Origin of the sequence: Brachyspira sp. (genome assembly GCF_029258575.1) — a bacterium.
Lineage (GTDB): Bacteria > Spirochaetota > Brachyspiria > Brachyspirales > Brachyspiraceae > Brachyspira.
Map to the genome: position 1 here is coordinate 1 of NZ_JARHYI010000040.1, position 16,668 is coordinate 16,668.

A 16,668-nucleotide genomic window follows, 5' to 3' on the forward strand; every position below is an offset into this window, starting at 1 on the left:
GTTTCTTTAATCTTTCATTTCTTGTTGCTACTGTAGGACCTAATTTATTGCTGTTTACATCTATATCATCAAAAAGCCAACATGCAATATGATTTTTAACAACATTTTTTAGTATGTTATAACATAAAATATATTCTATCTATTTTATTTATTTTTTATACGTCAGAGTTTTATTTTTAATATAATTGACTATTACAATATATATGTTATTATAAACTATATAATAATTAAATTTGGACAATTTATGTATAAAATAAAAATATTAACAATTTTATTTATTTTTTATAGTTCAATTATTTACGCTGAAAATACAATTTTAGAACCTTCACAATCGACAACAGCAAAATACAGATTATTTAGAACTAGCAATATGTGGACTTTTCTAAAATTAGAAACAACTACAGGTAAAATATGGATACTTCAATATGATATAAGCGGAGATAGTCGTTTTACTATAGAATTGAATACAATAGATCTTTCAGGAGGAAAAGAAAAAACAGCAGGAAGATTTACTTTATATCCTACATCTAATATTTATACTTTTATATTATTAGACCAAATATATGGAAATACTTGGCAAGTACAATGGAGTTTTGAAGAAGAAACTAGATTTATTATACCAATTGATTAATATAATATTTATGTTTTATATTTTTATTTTTAATATAAATAAAATACTTCTATTTTTTTTAATTTAATATATACTTGCACTCTAAATCAATTTTAAGGAGATAATTATGGAAGTATCAGATAGAAGCTGGGTTATTACATTACTATTTGCAATATTTCTTCCAGTACATAGATTTTATGTAGGTAAAATATGGACAGGTATATTATTTTGGCTTACTGGAGGGGGATTAGGATTTTGGTATATTATAGATATTGTAATGATACTGTTGGATAAATTCACGGATAAAGAAGGAAGAAAACTAAGAAAATAATAAAAATTAATACAATAAAAAAACAGGAGAATTAATTATATTTTAATTCTCCTGTTTTTTAAGATAGGTATAAACATGTATATAAATATTGATAGTTATCTAATTAATATTTATTCATCTAAAGTTATTAAAACCTCTCTAGGCTTACTGCCATTTTCAGGTCCTACTATACCCTGACGCTCCATTATTTCTACTATTCTAGCAGCTCTATTATATCCTATTTTCAAACGGCGTTGCAAGAATGAAGCACTAGCCTTTCCTGTTCTAGCTACCAACTGAACTGCATCCTCCCAAAGCTCTTCATCAAGTATATCTTCTTCATCAGTATTCTTATCATCAGCATCACTTCCCTCTAAAGCAGCTATTAAACTCTCATCAAACATAGGGGACATTTGACCTGATAAATAATCAACTACCTTTTTAACTTCATTATCAGAAACGAAAGCACCCTGTACTCTATCAGGCATCTGACTTCCAGAGGCACAGAATAAAGCATCTCCCTTACCCAATAACTGCTCAGCTCCAGACATATCGATTATGATTCTTGAGTTAGTTTTATTAGGTACTTGGAAAGCTACTCTTGTAGGAAGATTCGCTTTTATTACACCAGTAACAACATCAGCAGAAGGTCTTTGAGTTGCTATTATCAAATGTATTCCAACAGCCCTGCTCATTCCAGCCAAACGAGATATTAAATCTTCAACCTCTTTTGATGCTACAACCATCAAGTTATGAAGCTCATCTATAACAAGAACTATATAAGGAAATAATTCTAAAGGCTCTCTGTTAAATTCTGTTTCTCCTTCTTTAAGTAACTGTCTTACCTTTTCATTATATGTCTTAACATTTCTTACGAAAAATCTCTCCATTCTTTCATATCTTTTTTCCATTATGTCAACAATATATCTCAATACTATAGTAGCCTTCTTCTCATCAGAAACTACAGGAGACATCAAATGAGGTATACCATTATATATAGAAAGCTCTACTCTCTTTTTATCAACGAATATAAATTTTAGTTCATCAGGACGGAATTTATATAAAAGCGAAAGTATTATAGTAGATAAACAAACACTTTTACCAGAACCAGTTGTACCTGCAACAAGTAAATGAGGAGCTTCAGACATATCGGATACCACATTATTACCATATATCCCTTTACCTAATACAAATGGTATATCTAGTTTAGATTGTCTGAAATCAGTACTTTCTAAAACATCTCTCAAATAAACTGCACTTCTTACTTTATTAGGTATCTCTATTCCTATAACAGAACGTCCAGGTATAGGTGCTATTATTCTCACACTTTCAGAAGCTAATGCTAAAGCAATATTATCAGTAAGATTTGATATTTTTGATACTCTTATTCCTGAAGCTATTTCTAATTCATATCTAGTAATGACTGGACCTCTTGATACTCCAGTAACCTTTGCCTCAATATTAAAATCTAATAATGTATGCTCTAACTGCATTGCTGTCTGTTTTATTGACTCCATCATAGCTCCATCATTAACTGGTATGGATCTATTTAATAAATCAAAAGGGGGATGTTTATAATGCTTATCAACATATTTTGTATCAAAGTTAGATTGTATACGCTCTGTATCAAAATTCTTAATAGATTTAGTACCTATAACTGATTTCATAGGTTTTAATGTATCAATTGTTTTTTGAGATTCTATATTTATAAATCCTGATTCCTCTTGATGATATGCATTATTTATATTAGTTTCAGTATTTTCGGTTTTAGTATTTTCTGCATTTTCTTTTATATCTTCAATATCTTCTAGTATTGCATTATCATTAGGTAATTTATTATCATTCTCTAAATTAATTGTAGTATCTGATGAATGATCATTATTTATTTTATTATTTTCTTCAGTATTTATAATTCTAGTTTTTAATCTAATATCATCTATATTTGAATCTGCATTATAAAGCTCTTCTTCATCCAAATCAAATTCATCTATTTTAGTATCAGTATAATTATTATAGTCATTATAATTTGGTATATGATCTGCTCTATTGTATCCTCTTTTGGCAGCATACCCCATAGCAAATTCAAATACTTCTTTTTTATTGGTATTATTAGATTTATTTATATTATTTGAAGTAAAAACATACTCTTTTTTTTCTTCTTTATTTTCATTTCTATTTTCTGCATTATATTTATTGATAGTTTCTATCATGCTGTCAATATCATTTTGAGCATTATCTTCTTCATAATATTTATTTCTTTTATTTTCTTCAACTAATTTCTGAAGTTTCTCAAAACTATCTTCTACAGCATCTTTATTATAATCATACATAGAATCTTCATTATAATTTTCTATATTATTATAATTTTCTATATTATTATAATTTTCTACATTATTTGCTTTTATATACTGCTCTTCAACATTATACTTTGAATAATTATTAATAGAATCATCACAAGCAGCTCTCTTAAAATCTGACTTTTTTAAATAATTAATATTATAATCAAGCCCTTCAAATTCTTTATAATTATTCATATATTCTTCATATTCTTCATTTTTTTTTTTATTTATAAAGTCATTATAATAATTTCTATACAATTCATCTTGCATTTCTATGCTGTTATTATAATTAGGAGTATTCTTATTTGCTTTTTGTTTTCCAAATATAGCTTCAGCCAAAGTTAATCCTAAATCCTCTTCAGAGTTTTCTAATATATTTATATTTATTCCATTGAATTTTGTATTTCTTAATTCATTTACAAGAAAATCAGATTCTTTATTATTTATATCCGTTTTAGTAAAAAAATTATTTACAATATCATTTCTTTTTGAAAGTTTTTCTCTATATTTTTTCTCATCAAAATCATAATTCAAATTTTCTATTTTTTCTATGAAAGGTATAGTTTTAAACTCAAACTCTGATATCTCTTTAGTATAAAATAAAGGTATGTAATCTTTAGTATATACTTGTTCTTTACTATCTGTTTGTGAAGAAGTTTCAGTATTTTTTATAGTTTTTATTTCTAAATCTTTTATTCCATTAACAACCTTTTGCTCTATATCTTTTATCTTTTCTAAATCAACATTCTTAACCATATTTTTGAAATAATTAATCAAATCCATTATAGAAACTTTAGCAAAGATTATAGCAGTTATAAGAAAAGAGGATAATACTATCATAATAGCACCTATATTGCCAAATAAAGATACTAAAGAACCTCCTATAAATTTACCTAATATTCCACCTTTATTATAAAAATCTAAATTTCCTAAAAATATATTAAGAAGTATACTAAAAAGTATCATTAGTATAGATGAAGATATTGCAGATATTAATATTCTATCAGCAGAATTTTTTAATATAATATTAACTCCTGCATATATAAAAAATGCAGGTATAACATAAGATGCAAAACCAAATGCCAAAAATGAATAACTTGATATATAGGCTCCAAATATTCCTAATAAATTTGTTATTTCTTTATTAGCATTTAAATCTTCCATATTCATACTTAAATATGATAGTAAAAGTATTCCTGCAAATAGTAGACATAAAAAACCTATTATATCAAAGAATGTATTTCTATTTTCATATTCTTCTTGAATATTATCATCAAAATTTTCTGATTTTTTTTCTAATTCTCTTTGTTCTGCTCTTTTTTGTATGCTTAATTTCTTTTTAAATAACTGCATCATAATAAAACTCCAATACCTAAAAAATCGTCAATCATAAAGGCATAAAATAAAAGAAAACCGCCATTCCAGCTATCATACAGTAGAAGCCGAAATAGAAAAGTTTACCATTCTTCAAAAATGAAAGAAGAAATTTCAATGCTATAATTCCAAAAATAAATGCTGTAACAAATCCTGCCAAAGCATAAGTAATATTAAAATCAGCAATATCTTTTATTGATAATAGTAAAGCTCCAAATATTGCAGGCAATGATATTAAAAAAGAAAATTTCCCTGCTAAATCTCTATTAAGTCCCAAAAATAAAGCAACACTTATAGTCATACCAGATCTTGATATACCAGGAAATATTGCAATAGATTGTGCTAAACCTATTATAAATGCATTTTTATAAGTCATAGAAGATAAATCTTTTATATCATTACTGTAAGTATTTTTATCAAATCTTCTAGTGAGAAGCAGTATAGAACCTGTTATAATCAAATTAAGCCCTATTCTCTGAAGCTCTAAATTACCTATATATCTCTCTAATAATAATCCTGTTATAGCAACGGGTATTGAGGCAATTATAACCATTAAAGACATTTTAAAACCTTCATTATTTTCAATTGCATTATTAATATCTTTCAAACCTGTGAAAAATCCCACAATGGTATTTAATATATCTTTATAAAATATTAAGCAGGTAGCTAAAAATGTACCAAAATGAAGTGCTACTTCAAATGATAATATATTTTCTGAATGAAAATTCATGAAATGTTCTATTATTCTTAAATGACCTGAACTTGATACAGGAAGAAATTCTGTTATAGCCTGAATGAAACCTAATATTACAGCTTTAATCATTAAACTACCCCGTTGTTTACATAATATCGATATAATTCTCGGATAGTTTAAAAAAAATAATAGTAAAAAATTATGTCAACTAAATTATGATAATATAAAAATCATTCCAAAACTGTTTCAACAACAACATTATACTCATTAGAACTATAACTTTCTTCCAATATATAAGCTTCATTTGTAAGTTTTACCGCTTTGTTAATATCTATATCATTACTTCTTAAGATTTTAAATAATGATTCATATGCTCTATTCAAAGCATTTTTTGTGAGTATTTGTCTTGTATATGCATTTAATTTTGCATTTTCTGATATTTGTATGGAAGCATTGCCCCTGAAAATTTTTTCATCTATACTTCCCTCTTTTTTTAACTTATTTAATACTTCCAATGTTCTTAAATACAAACTGCTGTCTTTTACATTTATTTCAACATAATAATTATCATCTTTTTTATATTCTTTTATTTCGGTTATACTCTTATTATCAAAATCTATCAAATTATTATCTTTTAAAGACACAGCAACTATATTAAAATCATTTCTATTTATAGCAGATGCTGTTTCTTTTGCTATATTATAGTATATATTGTCGATAGCCTTTGATTTGCTCGCTTCAAAACTTAAATCTGTATATACTTTTGAATATAAATACCCTTTTTGGATATTATTCTTTGAGCATGAAATTAATAAAAATAATAATAAAATAATGATTAAATATAGCTTGTTTTTTTCCATAATATATAATAAATTATCCTTTTATAATTTAATTATTTTAACTTTATCATATTTATAATTGTAAAACAAGTATACGGAGATTTAATATTGAATATAAAAATATTTGCATTATTATTAACTATTATCATATTTTCATCATGCCAAAAAAAAGAGGACAACTTTTTAGAAGATATGGCATCTTTAGATAAATCATACATGGACACATTACTTGTGATAAGAGATGTTAATAATTCAAATAGAAAAGAATCAATAGAAAAATTCATAGTTGTATGGAACGATTTTAAAAAGCAGTACTATAATTCAAATAGAGAAGATCCTCAATGGAAAGCAGATTTTGATTCTTTACAGGATATACTTATACGCTCGCATTATTATATATCAAGCGGAGAAGATGAAAGTGCTGGTTATTCTATCCTTCATGATATAAAATATGTATTATCAGATTTAAGAAAAAGAAATAATGTTAATTGGTTTTTTGATAATTTAAATTCTATATATAAAATAGCATACAGAGTCGGAGAGCTTTCAAAAATATATGCAGGCTCTAATACTATGCTTACTCCTGAAGAGGAAGAAAAATTAATAGTTGTATATTATCTTCTTGATGCAGCAGTGAAAACAACAATATCAGAATTTGATAAAAGTAATATACATCTGCTTCATCTATCTCAGCAACAATTAGGAACTCTTAAACATAATATAGAAACAATAGATGATTTAGTTAAGTCTATAGGAAATGACTTGTTTTCAAAAAAATACAGTAATCTTTCCAATACATCAGAAAATATTTTAAATATATATTTTAACTCTCTACAAATAATAAGAGGATAATAAACAAAGTATAATAAAAAGGAATCATCACTAGTGAAAGGATTTTGCATTTTAAATAAACCATCAGGCATAACTTCTTTTGATGCCATAAAACAAACAAAAAAAATATTAAAAGATAAAGAAAATATAATAGAAAAAAAAGTCGGACATGCTGGTACATTAGATCCTTTTGCTGATGGTATATTAATATTAGCATTCGGAAGGTATACAAAACTATTTTTCTTATTCGATAATTTAAATAAAGAATATATAGCTGAAGGTATATTCGGAGAAAGCAGAGATACAGATGATATAGAAGGACAAATAATTAAAACTTCCAATAATAATAATAAATTAAATTTTGAAGAATTAGAAAATATTATAAAAACAAATTTTCATGGAAATATAAAACAAAAGCCACCAATATACAGTGCTAAAAAAATAAACGGAAAAAGAGCTTATGAGTTGGCAAGAAATAATAAAAGTTTTGAATTAAAAGATATTAATGTATTTATAAACAATATTGAATTACTTGAATATAATTATCCATATTTCAAAATAAAAACTTCTGTAAGTAAAGGAACTTATATAAGATCCATAATAAGAGATATAGGAGAAATTACAGGAAATCTAGCATATACAAAATGTTTAACTAGAACTTCAATAGGATATTATGATCTTAATTCGGCATGCAGTATTGAAGATATAGATTCAAATAAAATACTTTCATTCTTTGATATGTTTAGAAACTTTGATAAAATAAAAATAGAAGATTCTTCGGATATAAAACAAATATTATGTGGCAATACCAAGATAATAGAAAATATAAAAATCAATAATAAATATTTGGCTGTTATAGATAATAATGAAAATCTAGTATCTATAATAGAAAAAAATATATCAGAAAAAAATAAATATGTTTTTATAGATATTTAAAATAAATTAACATAATACAAAATGAATAATTGATTTTTTTTATAATAAGTATATTATATTATCTAGCAAAAATCCTATTATAAAGGTTATATAATTATAAATGAATATACTAGTTATAAATGGTCCTAATACAAATATGTTTGGTGCAGCTCAAACTGAAGTTTTTGGAAATATTACATTAGGAGATATAGAAAATAAAATCAAAGAAGCGGCTTTAGGAAGTGCTAAAGTATCATTCTTTCAATCAAATCATGAAGGTGCCATAATAGATAGAATACATAGAGGTTATGATGAAAGTATAGATTATATAATAATAAATGCAGGTGCTTATGCTCATACTTCTATAGCAATAAGAGATGCTTTTTTGTCAACTAATATACCATTCATAGAAATACATATGAGCAATATTTTTGCTAGAGAAGATTTTAGAAGCAAGAGCTATTTATCTGATATAGCATTGGGAGTAATCACAGGATTCGGGGATAATAGTTATATATTGGCTTTGGCTCATTTGCTGTCAATAGAAAAAAGAAATAATAATTAAATCATTACGGAGTTTGAAAATGTGTAAATTAACTTTAACTGAAAGCGGAGAAAATAAAAAATTCAATTATGATGCTAGATTACAAAGATTATTAAAATTAACAAATGAAAATATTCTCATAACTAAAAATGAAAATATATTCTATCTCACAGGATTTAAAGGAAGTGCAGGCTGGCTTCTTATAAGTGAAGGTAAAAAATACTTATTTGTAGATTCAAGATACTGTGAGCATGCTTCTAAAGTTACACATAAAACTACTGTTATACTTGTAGCAAGCACATATTATGATGCTTTGGCAGAATTCTGTAAGGAAAAAAATATAAAAGAAATATATACAGCTAAAAATGGACTTTATCTTTCTGATTATGAAAATATAGTTTCTTCAATGGTTAATAACTCAATAAAAATAGGTATAAGTAAAGCAAATATTGATAGTATAAGAAATATTAAAGAAAAAGAAGAAATAAAAATAATGAAAGATAATTTGAATAGAGCAGAAAAAGCAATGACTAAAATGCTGGCATTCGTAAAAGAGGGAGTAACAGAAAAGGAATTGGCTGCAGAATTAGAATATCAAATGCGTAAAGAAGGAGGAGATAAAACAGCTTTTGATACTATACTTCTTTTTGGAGATAGAACATCTCTTCCTCATGGAGTACCTTCTGATAGAAAATTAAAATTAGGTGATAATATACTTATGGATTTCGGATTATCTAAAGATGGTTATAAAAGCGATATAACTAGAACTTTCTTCTTTGGTAAAGGAAGTAATTTTGAAGAGATGAGTAAAATATATAATATAGTAAAAGAAGCAAATCATAAAGGAATAGAAACAATACACTCTAATATATCAGGAAAAGAGGTTGATAATGCAGCAAGAGAAATAATAAAAAATAAAGGTTACGGACAATATTTCGGTCATGGATTAGGACATAGTTTGGGGCTTGAAATACATGAAGATCCTAGACTTTCACCTCTTGTTGATCATACTCTTGAAGGAGGCTGTATAGTTACAGTAGAGCCAGGAATATATGTTCCTAATTTAGGAGGAGTGAGAATAGAGAATATGGTAATAGTAACAAAAGAAGTCGGAGTTTCTATGAATGATACTCCTACCGATTTAATAGTATTATAATAAAAAGCAGACATATTATAAAAATATATAATATACCTTTAATAAAAAACAGAAATATTATTATTGAAAGTGTCTATTAAAATTTATGTCAGAATCTATATCCTTACTTGAGTACCTATCTCAAAATTGCCGTTTCTTTTATAGCATTTATTTTCTCAACATTATCTGCTCAATGATATCTCCAATCATAAACTAAATAAAGTACGACATTAACTGCCATATTTTCTTTAAATAATATTATTTATAAAAATTATTACTATAATAGTTACTGTATAATTTAATATAATTTTCTAATTCACTTTCACATTTAAGAGCTATAAAATCAACTCTTCTATTCTTAGAAATATTATTCGTATATTTAGGTACTATATCACTATAAGGAAAAATTTTTACCCTCTTATATGAAAAGCCAGAGGAAAGTATAACATCTCTTATTACACTGGCTCTTCTCTCTGAAAGTCTGAAATTAATATTACCGTTGCCCTGCCCTATAATATCAGCATGCCCCTCAATTATAATAATACTATTTTTATTATTACTCATAAAACTCATAACTTCCTGCATAACATAAACATAATCTTCAATATTGTAAGGCTTATCCGAACCCAATTTATAATATATTTCTTTATGAGTATCTATAAGCATTCCCTTATCTGTTTTAATCAAATCTATATTATCATCAACATTAAATTCATAATTGCAAATATCTTTCTGTTCAGCTGGTCTATTCCAAGAAAAATATAATCTTCTTTCTGGTATAAAACATCCAATAAAAATAAAAGGAATCAATAGACTAAGGAATAATATAATATACTTCATAATCAAAACCTTATATTTATAGGTATAAAAGAAACACCAAATTGTTTTGTAAATATACCATATTCTATGGCAAATGACTGATAGAATATATCAAAATAAAAACCCAATCTCATATCATAAAATTTGTATGACATTTTATTTTGAGAATTAGGTATATATAAATTGTCTACTTTAATATTATTGTTAACTATATTGGCATAGATTCCAATACCATTTAACCCCACAGTAGATTCTAAATCACCAAATATTATATCAGCCACAATTGAAAAATATGCAGATAAATATTGTATAACAGGTACTTTATCCTGCATTTTAAATCCGAATACTAATTTAGGACTCAAAGAAAAAGTTTTCCATTTAGACTGTAAAAAAGCATCTCCATTAAACACGACCCCTGTATCAGTACCACCCATAAAACCAAGACGAAGAGGAATATAAACATATCTGTTATTAGCATTTAAATTCAAACTTCCAATATCATAATTAAAATCAGCTCTAATATCTCCAAAAAAATATTTAGTTCTAAAAAGATAAGCCTTTAAAGAAGCTCCTACATTCCAGCCTAAAGATTCTATTTCAACATCATTTACAACGGCTCCGTAAAGCTCTTTAAATCCCAAAGATATACCTCCCCTTAAAGTTAAAGCCAAAGGTATAGGTCCTAAATTAACCTCTAAATAAGCATTGATATGAGGTATAGGAAGTATCTCTATAGCCTTTGATAAAGCATCATAATCATTTTGATTTTTAGGGGGATTTTTAATATAATCCAATTGCATTAAAGGAACATCTGTATATATATTAATTCCTAAATTCCTATAGGTGTATGCATTGGTATAAGAAGTCCAGTATGATTTCCTGATGCTGCATTAAAAGCTGCTTTCTTTTGCAAAGAATTGATAACTACCTGTGCCGTCTTCTGCTGCATGCTTGCCGCTTCTAAATATCCTATAGTAGTACCGAAAAGAAGTATAACGGATTCATTTGTAGTTGTATCTAATATAGACTCAGGATTCTGTATTATCCCTATAAGCTCTCCAAATGTAAAACTTTTTATTCCGTCATCAAATAATTTATTCATTTGAGGATTTGAAATTAATATATCAAGTGTTTCTTTAGGTATGTCCTGATACATTCCGCTTGTACTCAAATATGTGTTCATAAAATCTTTATATGTAACATTAATTTGAGAATATAATGCCGAATAAGATACTGCAAAAATGATAGCACTTATAGAGAATAAAACTCTCATAAATTAAACCTTAATATCTAAACTCTACAACATAATGCGTAATAGCTTCATCAGGATAATAGTATTTTCCATCAAAACCGCTTATCTTTTTTATCATATATGCCCTTGCTTCTTCGTACATAGCCTTAAAATAACACTCTTCTTTAGTATATCTAGTTCCAAAAACACTAATGTATCCTCCTTTATCGCCTCTTTTTCTCCATATTTCAGCCTTACTTGAAAAATCATCATAATGATCTTTTCTAACAGTTAAACTATCATAATCTACAAGTCTTACTATTTTATCATCAAAATTAAATAAATAATTTTCAGAACCCTGCCAAACAAAACTCTTTTCTGTATAATTATTCGGAGTAATAAGCTTCCAATCATCTTCTTTGGCATTATCAGGGTGAACTTCACTCATCATAAATGAATTTAATCCAGCCTTTTTTATATGCTCATCTGTTACAATAAAATTAGTTTCTCCCCTATACGCTGCTTCTTTTATTTCTTTATAAGGGGCATAAGGATAATCAGTTTTTGAAATTCCATAATATCTATTTCCAACTTTAGTCCAATTAGGTTCTAAAGGTGTGGTAGGATGCGGTGTTACAGGAGGTCCGTATTTATCACTTTGAGAAATTAACGATTTTGTAGAAACATAATTATCTATATAAATTCCTTTATAATCATTCTCTACAATCCAATTTACACCATCTTCTGTTGAATATATAGTTTCTTTGCTAGCTTTATTGTAATTAAAACCATAAAGATCTATACCATTTTCAGTATGATCATAATCCCAAGAATAATTTCCTTTATTTATTACATACAATTTATCATCACTTACATAAACAGATATATAACTTCCATTTTTCCATGGATTATTTATATACTGATAATTAGTTAATTCTTTAGTATCTTTATTAAAATCTATAACTTTATATTTAGTTATATCGGCTCTATATCCAGAACCGCCAGTCCAACCTAATCCTCCGCCTAATATATATAATTTACCTTTAAAATAAACTGTATGATACTGAGCAAAGATATATAATCCAACACTTTGCTGCCAAGATAAGCCCAAATTATAATTACTGTCTGCAGGATTATAAATTATATCTGGAAATTCCTTTATCTTATTCATTCTATCCCCCTGAGTAGTCCAATTGAGTAAATCAGAAGAATGGTATGTTAAATTATTTATATACATATCTTTCTGAATTCCATTTACATTAGATTTTCCAAAATTAAGATATTTTATAGTATATAACTCCTCATATTTAGGAGCTTCTTCATACCATATTTGAGAATCCTCAATAATATCAGCTCTTTTTAAATGATTAAAAATCTGAAGGTTGCTGATACTAGATGTTTCAGGAAGATTCTTTCCATAAACAACTATTTTATCTTTACTATCCATAGATAAAACTATATTAGTTGCTGTTCTAGTAAGAGTTTTATTTACAGAATCATAATCATACATATTTTTTGCCAATATATACCATTTTCCCTTATATACAAATCTTCTAATATATGTTCCAAAAACTGCATTATCAGGTGCGGTTTCAGGCTTTACATCAACATGAATTGGTATAGTATTATCAGTCACTACAAAATCAGTAGGAGGTGGTATAACATTAGGACCTAGTATATTAATTTTTTTACAGGAAAATATTAAAACAAGAATAAGTAAAAGAAGTACAAAAAATAATTTTCCGCTTACATTCAATATCATCTCTTTCATCATAAAATAACACCCAAACAAATATTATATAATTTCTTACTATATATTGATTATAAATTTTAGACAATTTTTTTTATAAAAAATAAAGATATTTTTTTTTGATGTAAAATTATTAATTGAATACATATTTATCTCTTGGCTTGGCTTGGCTTGGCTTGTAAGCATGAATAATACATAATTCCATTTTATATTATAAAAAATTATTTTCAAGTATTTATATTTATAAAATATTTTTTATGTAAAAACTTGACATCATATTTTTATATAGTATAATAACAAATACTGCATGCAAATATAAAGAGGTATATTTATGACTGAATTAACAGATAAACAAAGAGATATTTTTTACTTTTTACAAAAATTTACCAATGAAAATGGCTATCCTCCAACTGTCAAAGAAATCATGGTGCATTTTAACTTTGCTTCTCCTACTGCAGTAACAACACATCTAACAGCTTTAGAAAAAAAAGGATATGTAAAAAAAACAGGTAAAAGAGCAAGAGGAAGTGTTCCTATAGGCACTTTCAATAAAGGTAATCATAATATGATAAAAATACCTCTTCTTGCCAATGAAGTTAAAGCTGGATTTTTAATGGATGTTGCAGATGAAACCGTAGAAGAAACATACTCCCTTCCAAAGTCAATAGCTCAAGATGAAAATAATTTTCTTATGAAAGTAACAGGCGATTCTATGATAAATGCACATATAAAAGAAGGAGATATGGTATTGGTTCACCCTTCAAATGAAGCTGATAATGGTGATATTGTGGTTGCCAAAATAGATAATAATGGAAATGAAGAGATAACTATAAAAAGATTTTTTAGAGAGAAAGACTGCATTAAATTGGTATCAGAAAATAATGATTATCCTCCTATAGAAAAGGAAAGCGTTTCAATAGTAGGAAAAGTAATTGGATTAATAAGATTAAAAATATGATTGAAATAATGAAAACATAAAAAAGGGAGCATTGAAAACTCCCTTTTAATTTATAAAATTTTATTATCTGTAATTTGTGAATTGCAAAGGTATAGGATAATCTTTTCCTTTTATCATAGTAATAACTGACTGCAAATCATCTTTTTTAGCACCTGATACTCTAATCTGTTCATCTTGTATGCTTGCCTGAATCTTTAATTTCATATCCTTAATATCTTTTACTATCTGTTTTGCCAAATCTTTATCTATACCATGAACTATTTCATCAATCTCTCTTATGGAATCTCCTGCTGCTTTTTCTTTCTTCTTCTCTCTCAAGCATTTTTGATTCAAGCCTCTTTTAATAAATTTTTGAAATAAAATATCTTTAACCTGATTAAGTACAAAATCTGCAGGCGCTAGTATAGTAATTGTTTTATCACCTTTATTTAATTCGATTTGTATATTCTGTCCTTTGAAGTCAAATCTGTTATCTATTTCTTTAACTGCTACATTAACACAATCATCTATAACCTGCATATCAACCTCAGAAACTATATCAAAACTTGGATCTTTTGCCATAATAAACTCCTTTAAATAAATATTTATAATATAAATTAATATCCTAGAATGATTTTTTATATATTATTTAGTTAATAACTTTTTATAAAGTTTAATGTATTCTAAAATTGTTTTCTGAAGAGAATAATCTTTATTCATAGCATTAAGTACAAGTTTATCCCAAACAGATTTGTTATTATAATATAAATCGAAAGCTAAGTCCATAGCATTAACAAAACTTTTTATAGAATAATCATTAAAAGTAAAACCAGAAGCCTTATTAACACTTTTATTTCTATTATAATTTATAACAGTATCTTTAAGACCTCCAACAGCATGAACTATAGGCAAAGAACCATATTTCATGCTATATATCTGATTAAGCCCACAAGGTTCAAAACGACTAGGCATCAAGTACATATCACTTCCAGCTGTTAATCTATGAGCTAATGATTCATCAAATGTAAAAAGCACCTTTATATTTTTAGCTCTATTCGCTCTATCTATAAAATCTTTTTCAAAATCTTTAAGATAATTATTCTTGCTAAATAAGAAAATGAAATTAGCGTTATAAGATGAAATTTCAAAAAAAGAATGATATATCAAATCAAGACCTTTCTGCGTATCAAATCTTGATATCATAGTTACAAGAGGATAATTTTTATTTGGTAAATTTAATTCTTTGTATAGAGCATTCCTTATTAGTTTTTTCTTTTCTATAGAATTTATATCATAATTATTTTTTATATACCTATCAGTTTTAGGATCCCAAGAATTATCATATACACCATTAAGAATTCCATATAATTTATGAGAAATATCTACAAGCAAATCATTCATTCCGCATCCAAATTCTTCTCCCTGTATCTCAATAGCATATGAAGGACTTACAGTTGTAACCATATCTGCGAGTATGATTCCAGCCTTAATAAAACTTACATGACCATAAAATTCCAATCTGCTATGAATGAAAAATTTCCAAGATACATTAAGAAGAGGATATATACTAGTAGGAAAATTTCCCTGATAAGCTAAATTATGAATAGTAAACATAACCTTCACATTCTCTAATGCCGCTTCTTCATTATAAACTTCTTTTATATAAAGAGCTATTAAAGCAGTCTGCCAATCATGAATATGAACTATATCCAATTTAAATTTTTCATTTTTATATAAATAGATAATCAGTTGAATAACAGCCTTTGAAAAAAGTATAAACCTTCCAGCATTATCCGAATAATCATTTCCATTTTCAGAGTATATGCCGTTTCTTTTAAACATATGCTCTTGTTTGATAAAATAAACATCAACATTTTCATTTTCAGGATGTTTTATCTTTACTATCTCAGTTTTTATTGTCTCTTTTCCATATTCTATTTCAAATTCTGTGATTATATTTTTTTTATTTAATAATTTATAATTTTGTTTGTATAAAGGTATTACCAAAGAAGCGTTAATTTTTGAAGAGCCAAATTGACAAGAGGATAATGCCAAAGGTAAACTTCCTGCAATATCTCCTAAACCGCCTGTTTTAGAAAATGGATATGCTTCACTGGATACCATAAATATATTCATAAATTACTTCCATAATATTTTAGTATTGTATAGTTATATATCTTTTAAGCTTAAAAATCAAGTAATTTATTTTTATAATATTGTTTAAGTTCCATAGATATTGCACACTTTTAGTTTAAAAAAAATGAGATATTCCTTATAATTTAAATTGCTAAAAAAAACAAAAAGGAATATCTATGAAACAGTATAATACACAACAGAAAA

Annotated in this window: 14 protein-coding genes and 1 pseudogene; 7 read left to right on the forward strand and 8 right to left on the reverse strand. The window is 26.2% G+C overall.

Features of this window, described 5'->3' with window-relative positions; genetic code table 11:
- Window positions 1-244: 244 nt before the first annotated feature.
- Complete coding sequence (locus Q1J76_RS03120; RefSeq protein ID WP_300366628.1) at window positions 245-631, forward strand: hypothetical protein; 387 nt, start codon at window positions 245-247, stop codon at window positions 629-631.
- A 106-nt stretch (window positions 632-737) separates the two neighbouring features.
- Window positions 738-941: a TM2 domain-containing protein gene (locus Q1J76_RS03125; RefSeq protein ID WP_300366630.1), complete on the forward strand. Its 204-nt coding sequence runs from the start codon at window positions 738-740 to the stop codon at window positions 939-941.
- Between the two features lie 110 nt (window positions 942-1,051).
- Here Q1J76_RS03125 and Q1J76_RS03130 read toward each other — a convergent pair whose 3' ends face one another.
- From Q1J76_RS03130 to Q1J76_RS03140, 3 genes are all read right to left on the reverse strand, one after another.
- Window positions 1,052-4,615 (reverse strand): DNA translocase FtsK 4TM domain-containing protein, encoded by a 3,564-nt coding sequence (locus Q1J76_RS03130; RefSeq protein WP_300366632.1) that lies wholly within the window; start codon window positions 4,613-4,615, stop codon window positions 1,052-1,054.
- A gap of 31 nt (window positions 4,616-4,646) precedes the next feature.
- A complete protein-coding gene (locus Q1J76_RS03135) occupies window positions 4,647-5,456 on the reverse strand; it encodes an undecaprenyl-diphosphate phosphatase (RefSeq protein WP_300366634.1) in 810 nt (269 codons plus the stop codon).
- Window positions 5,457-5,557: 101 nt separating this feature from the next.
- Window positions 5,558-6,187 carry a hypothetical protein gene (locus Q1J76_RS03140; RefSeq protein ID WP_300366637.1) on the reverse strand — a complete coding sequence of 210 codons (630 nt, stop codon included), beginning with the start codon at window positions 6,185-6,187 and terminating at the stop codon, window positions 5,558-5,560.
- A gap of 87 nt (window positions 6,188-6,274) precedes the next feature.
- Here Q1J76_RS03140 and Q1J76_RS03145 point away from each other — a divergent pair, with 87 nt between their 5' ends.
- From Q1J76_RS03145 to Q1J76_RS03160, 4 genes are all read left to right on the forward strand, one after another.
- Window positions 6,275-7,018 (forward strand): hypothetical protein, encoded by a 744-nt coding sequence (locus tag Q1J76_RS03145; protein WP_300366641.1) that lies wholly within the window; start codon window positions 6,275-6,277, stop codon window positions 7,016-7,018.
- Window positions 7,019-7,051: 33 nt separating this feature from the next.
- On the forward strand, window positions 7,052-7,933 hold the full coding sequence (truB, locus tag Q1J76_RS03150) for a tRNA pseudouridine(55) synthase TruB (protein WP_300366644.1): 882 nt from the start codon (window positions 7,052-7,054) through the stop codon (window positions 7,931-7,933).
- Between the two features lie 100 nt (window positions 7,934-8,033).
- Entirely contained in the window at window positions 8,034-8,477 is a 444-nt protein-coding gene (aroQ, locus tag Q1J76_RS03155) for a type II 3-dehydroquinate dehydratase (protein WP_300366647.1), read from the forward strand.
- Window positions 8,478-8,496: 19 nt separating this feature from the next.
- Entirely contained in the window at window positions 8,497-9,612 is a 1,116-nt protein-coding gene (locus Q1J76_RS03160) for a M24 family metallopeptidase (RefSeq protein ID WP_300366650.1), read from the forward strand.
- A gap of 237 nt (window positions 9,613-9,849) precedes the next feature.
- Here the strand turns inward: Q1J76_RS03160 and Q1J76_RS03165 are convergent, their stop codons facing one another.
- The 3 genes and pseudogenes from Q1J76_RS03165 to Q1J76_RS03175 form a co-directional block, all read right to left on the reverse strand.
- Entirely contained in the window at window positions 9,850-10,431 is a 582-nt protein-coding gene (locus Q1J76_RS03165; protein ID WP_300366653.1) for an OmpA family protein, read from the reverse strand.
- A gap of 2 nt (window positions 10,432-10,433) precedes the next feature.
- Window positions 10,434-11,683, reverse strand: a pseudogene (locus Q1J76_RS03170) (hypothetical protein).
- Between the two features lie 10 nt (window positions 11,684-11,693).
- Window positions 11,694-13,415: a hypothetical protein gene (locus Q1J76_RS03175; protein WP_300366656.1), complete on the reverse strand. Its 1,722-nt coding sequence runs from the start codon at window positions 13,413-13,415 to the stop codon at window positions 11,694-11,696.
- A gap of 307 nt (window positions 13,416-13,722) precedes the next feature.
- On the opposite strand from Q1J76_RS03175, the gene lexA reads away from it, so the two are divergent.
- Entirely contained in the window at window positions 13,723-14,349 is a 627-nt protein-coding gene (lexA, locus tag Q1J76_RS03180; protein ID WP_300366659.1) for a transcriptional repressor LexA, read from the forward strand.
- Window positions 14,350-14,412: 63 nt separating this feature from the next.
- Here lexA and Q1J76_RS03185 read toward each other — a convergent pair whose 3' ends face one another.
- Together Q1J76_RS03185 and Q1J76_RS03190 are read right to left on the reverse strand one after the other, a co-directional pair.
- Window positions 14,413-14,910: a YajQ family cyclic di-GMP-binding protein gene (locus Q1J76_RS03185; RefSeq protein WP_300366662.1), complete on the reverse strand. Its 498-nt coding sequence runs from the start codon at window positions 14,908-14,910 to the stop codon at window positions 14,413-14,415.
- A 63-nt stretch (window positions 14,911-14,973) separates the two neighbouring features.
- Entirely contained in the window at window positions 14,974-16,464 is a 1,491-nt protein-coding gene (locus Q1J76_RS03190; protein ID WP_300366665.1) for a glycogen synthase, read from the reverse strand.
- Between the last annotated feature and the right edge of the window lie 204 nt (window positions 16,465-16,668).

Coding starts and splice junctions, on each gene's coding strand:
- aroQ (WP_300366647.1), top strand. CDS start 8,034: ATGAATATACTAGTTATAAATGGTCCTAATACAAATATGTTTGGTGCA.
- Q1J76_RS03125 (WP_300366630.1), top strand. CDS start 738: ATGGAAGTATCAGATAGAAGCTGGGTTATTACATTACTATTTGCAATA.
- Q1J76_RS03130 (WP_300366632.1), bottom strand. CDS start 4,615: ATGATGCAGTTATTTAAAAAGAAATTAAGCATACAAAAAAGAGCAGAA.
- Q1J76_RS03165 (WP_300366653.1), bottom strand. CDS start 10,431: ATGAAGTATATTATATTATTCCTTAGTCTATTGATTCCTTTTATTTTT.
- Q1J76_RS03185 (WP_300366662.1), bottom strand. CDS start 14,910: ATGGCAAAAGATCCAAGTTTTGATATAGTTTCTGAGGTTGATATGCAG.
- Q1J76_RS03175 (WP_300366656.1), bottom strand. CDS start 13,415: ATGATGAAAGAGATGATATTGAATGTAAGCGGAAAATTATTTTTTGTA.
- Q1J76_RS03140 (WP_300366637.1), bottom strand. CDS start 6,187: ATGGAAAAAAACAAGCTATATTTAATCATTATTTTATTATTATTTTTA.
- Q1J76_RS03190 (WP_300366665.1), bottom strand. CDS start 16,464: ATGAATATATTTATGGTATCCAGTGAAGCATATCCATTTTCTAAAACA.
- lexA (WP_300366659.1), top strand. CDS start 13,723: ATGACTGAATTAACAGATAAACAAAGAGATATTTTTTACTTTTTACAA.
- Q1J76_RS03120 (WP_300366628.1), top strand. CDS start 245: ATGTATAAAATAAAAATATTAACAATTTTATTTATTTTTTATAGTTCA.
- Q1J76_RS03160 (WP_300366650.1), top strand. CDS start 8,497: ATGTGTAAATTAACTTTAACTGAAAGCGGAGAAAATAAAAAATTCAAT.
- Q1J76_RS03135 (WP_300366634.1), bottom strand. CDS start 5,456: ATGATTAAAGCTGTAATATTAGGTTTCATTCAGGCTATAACAGAATTT.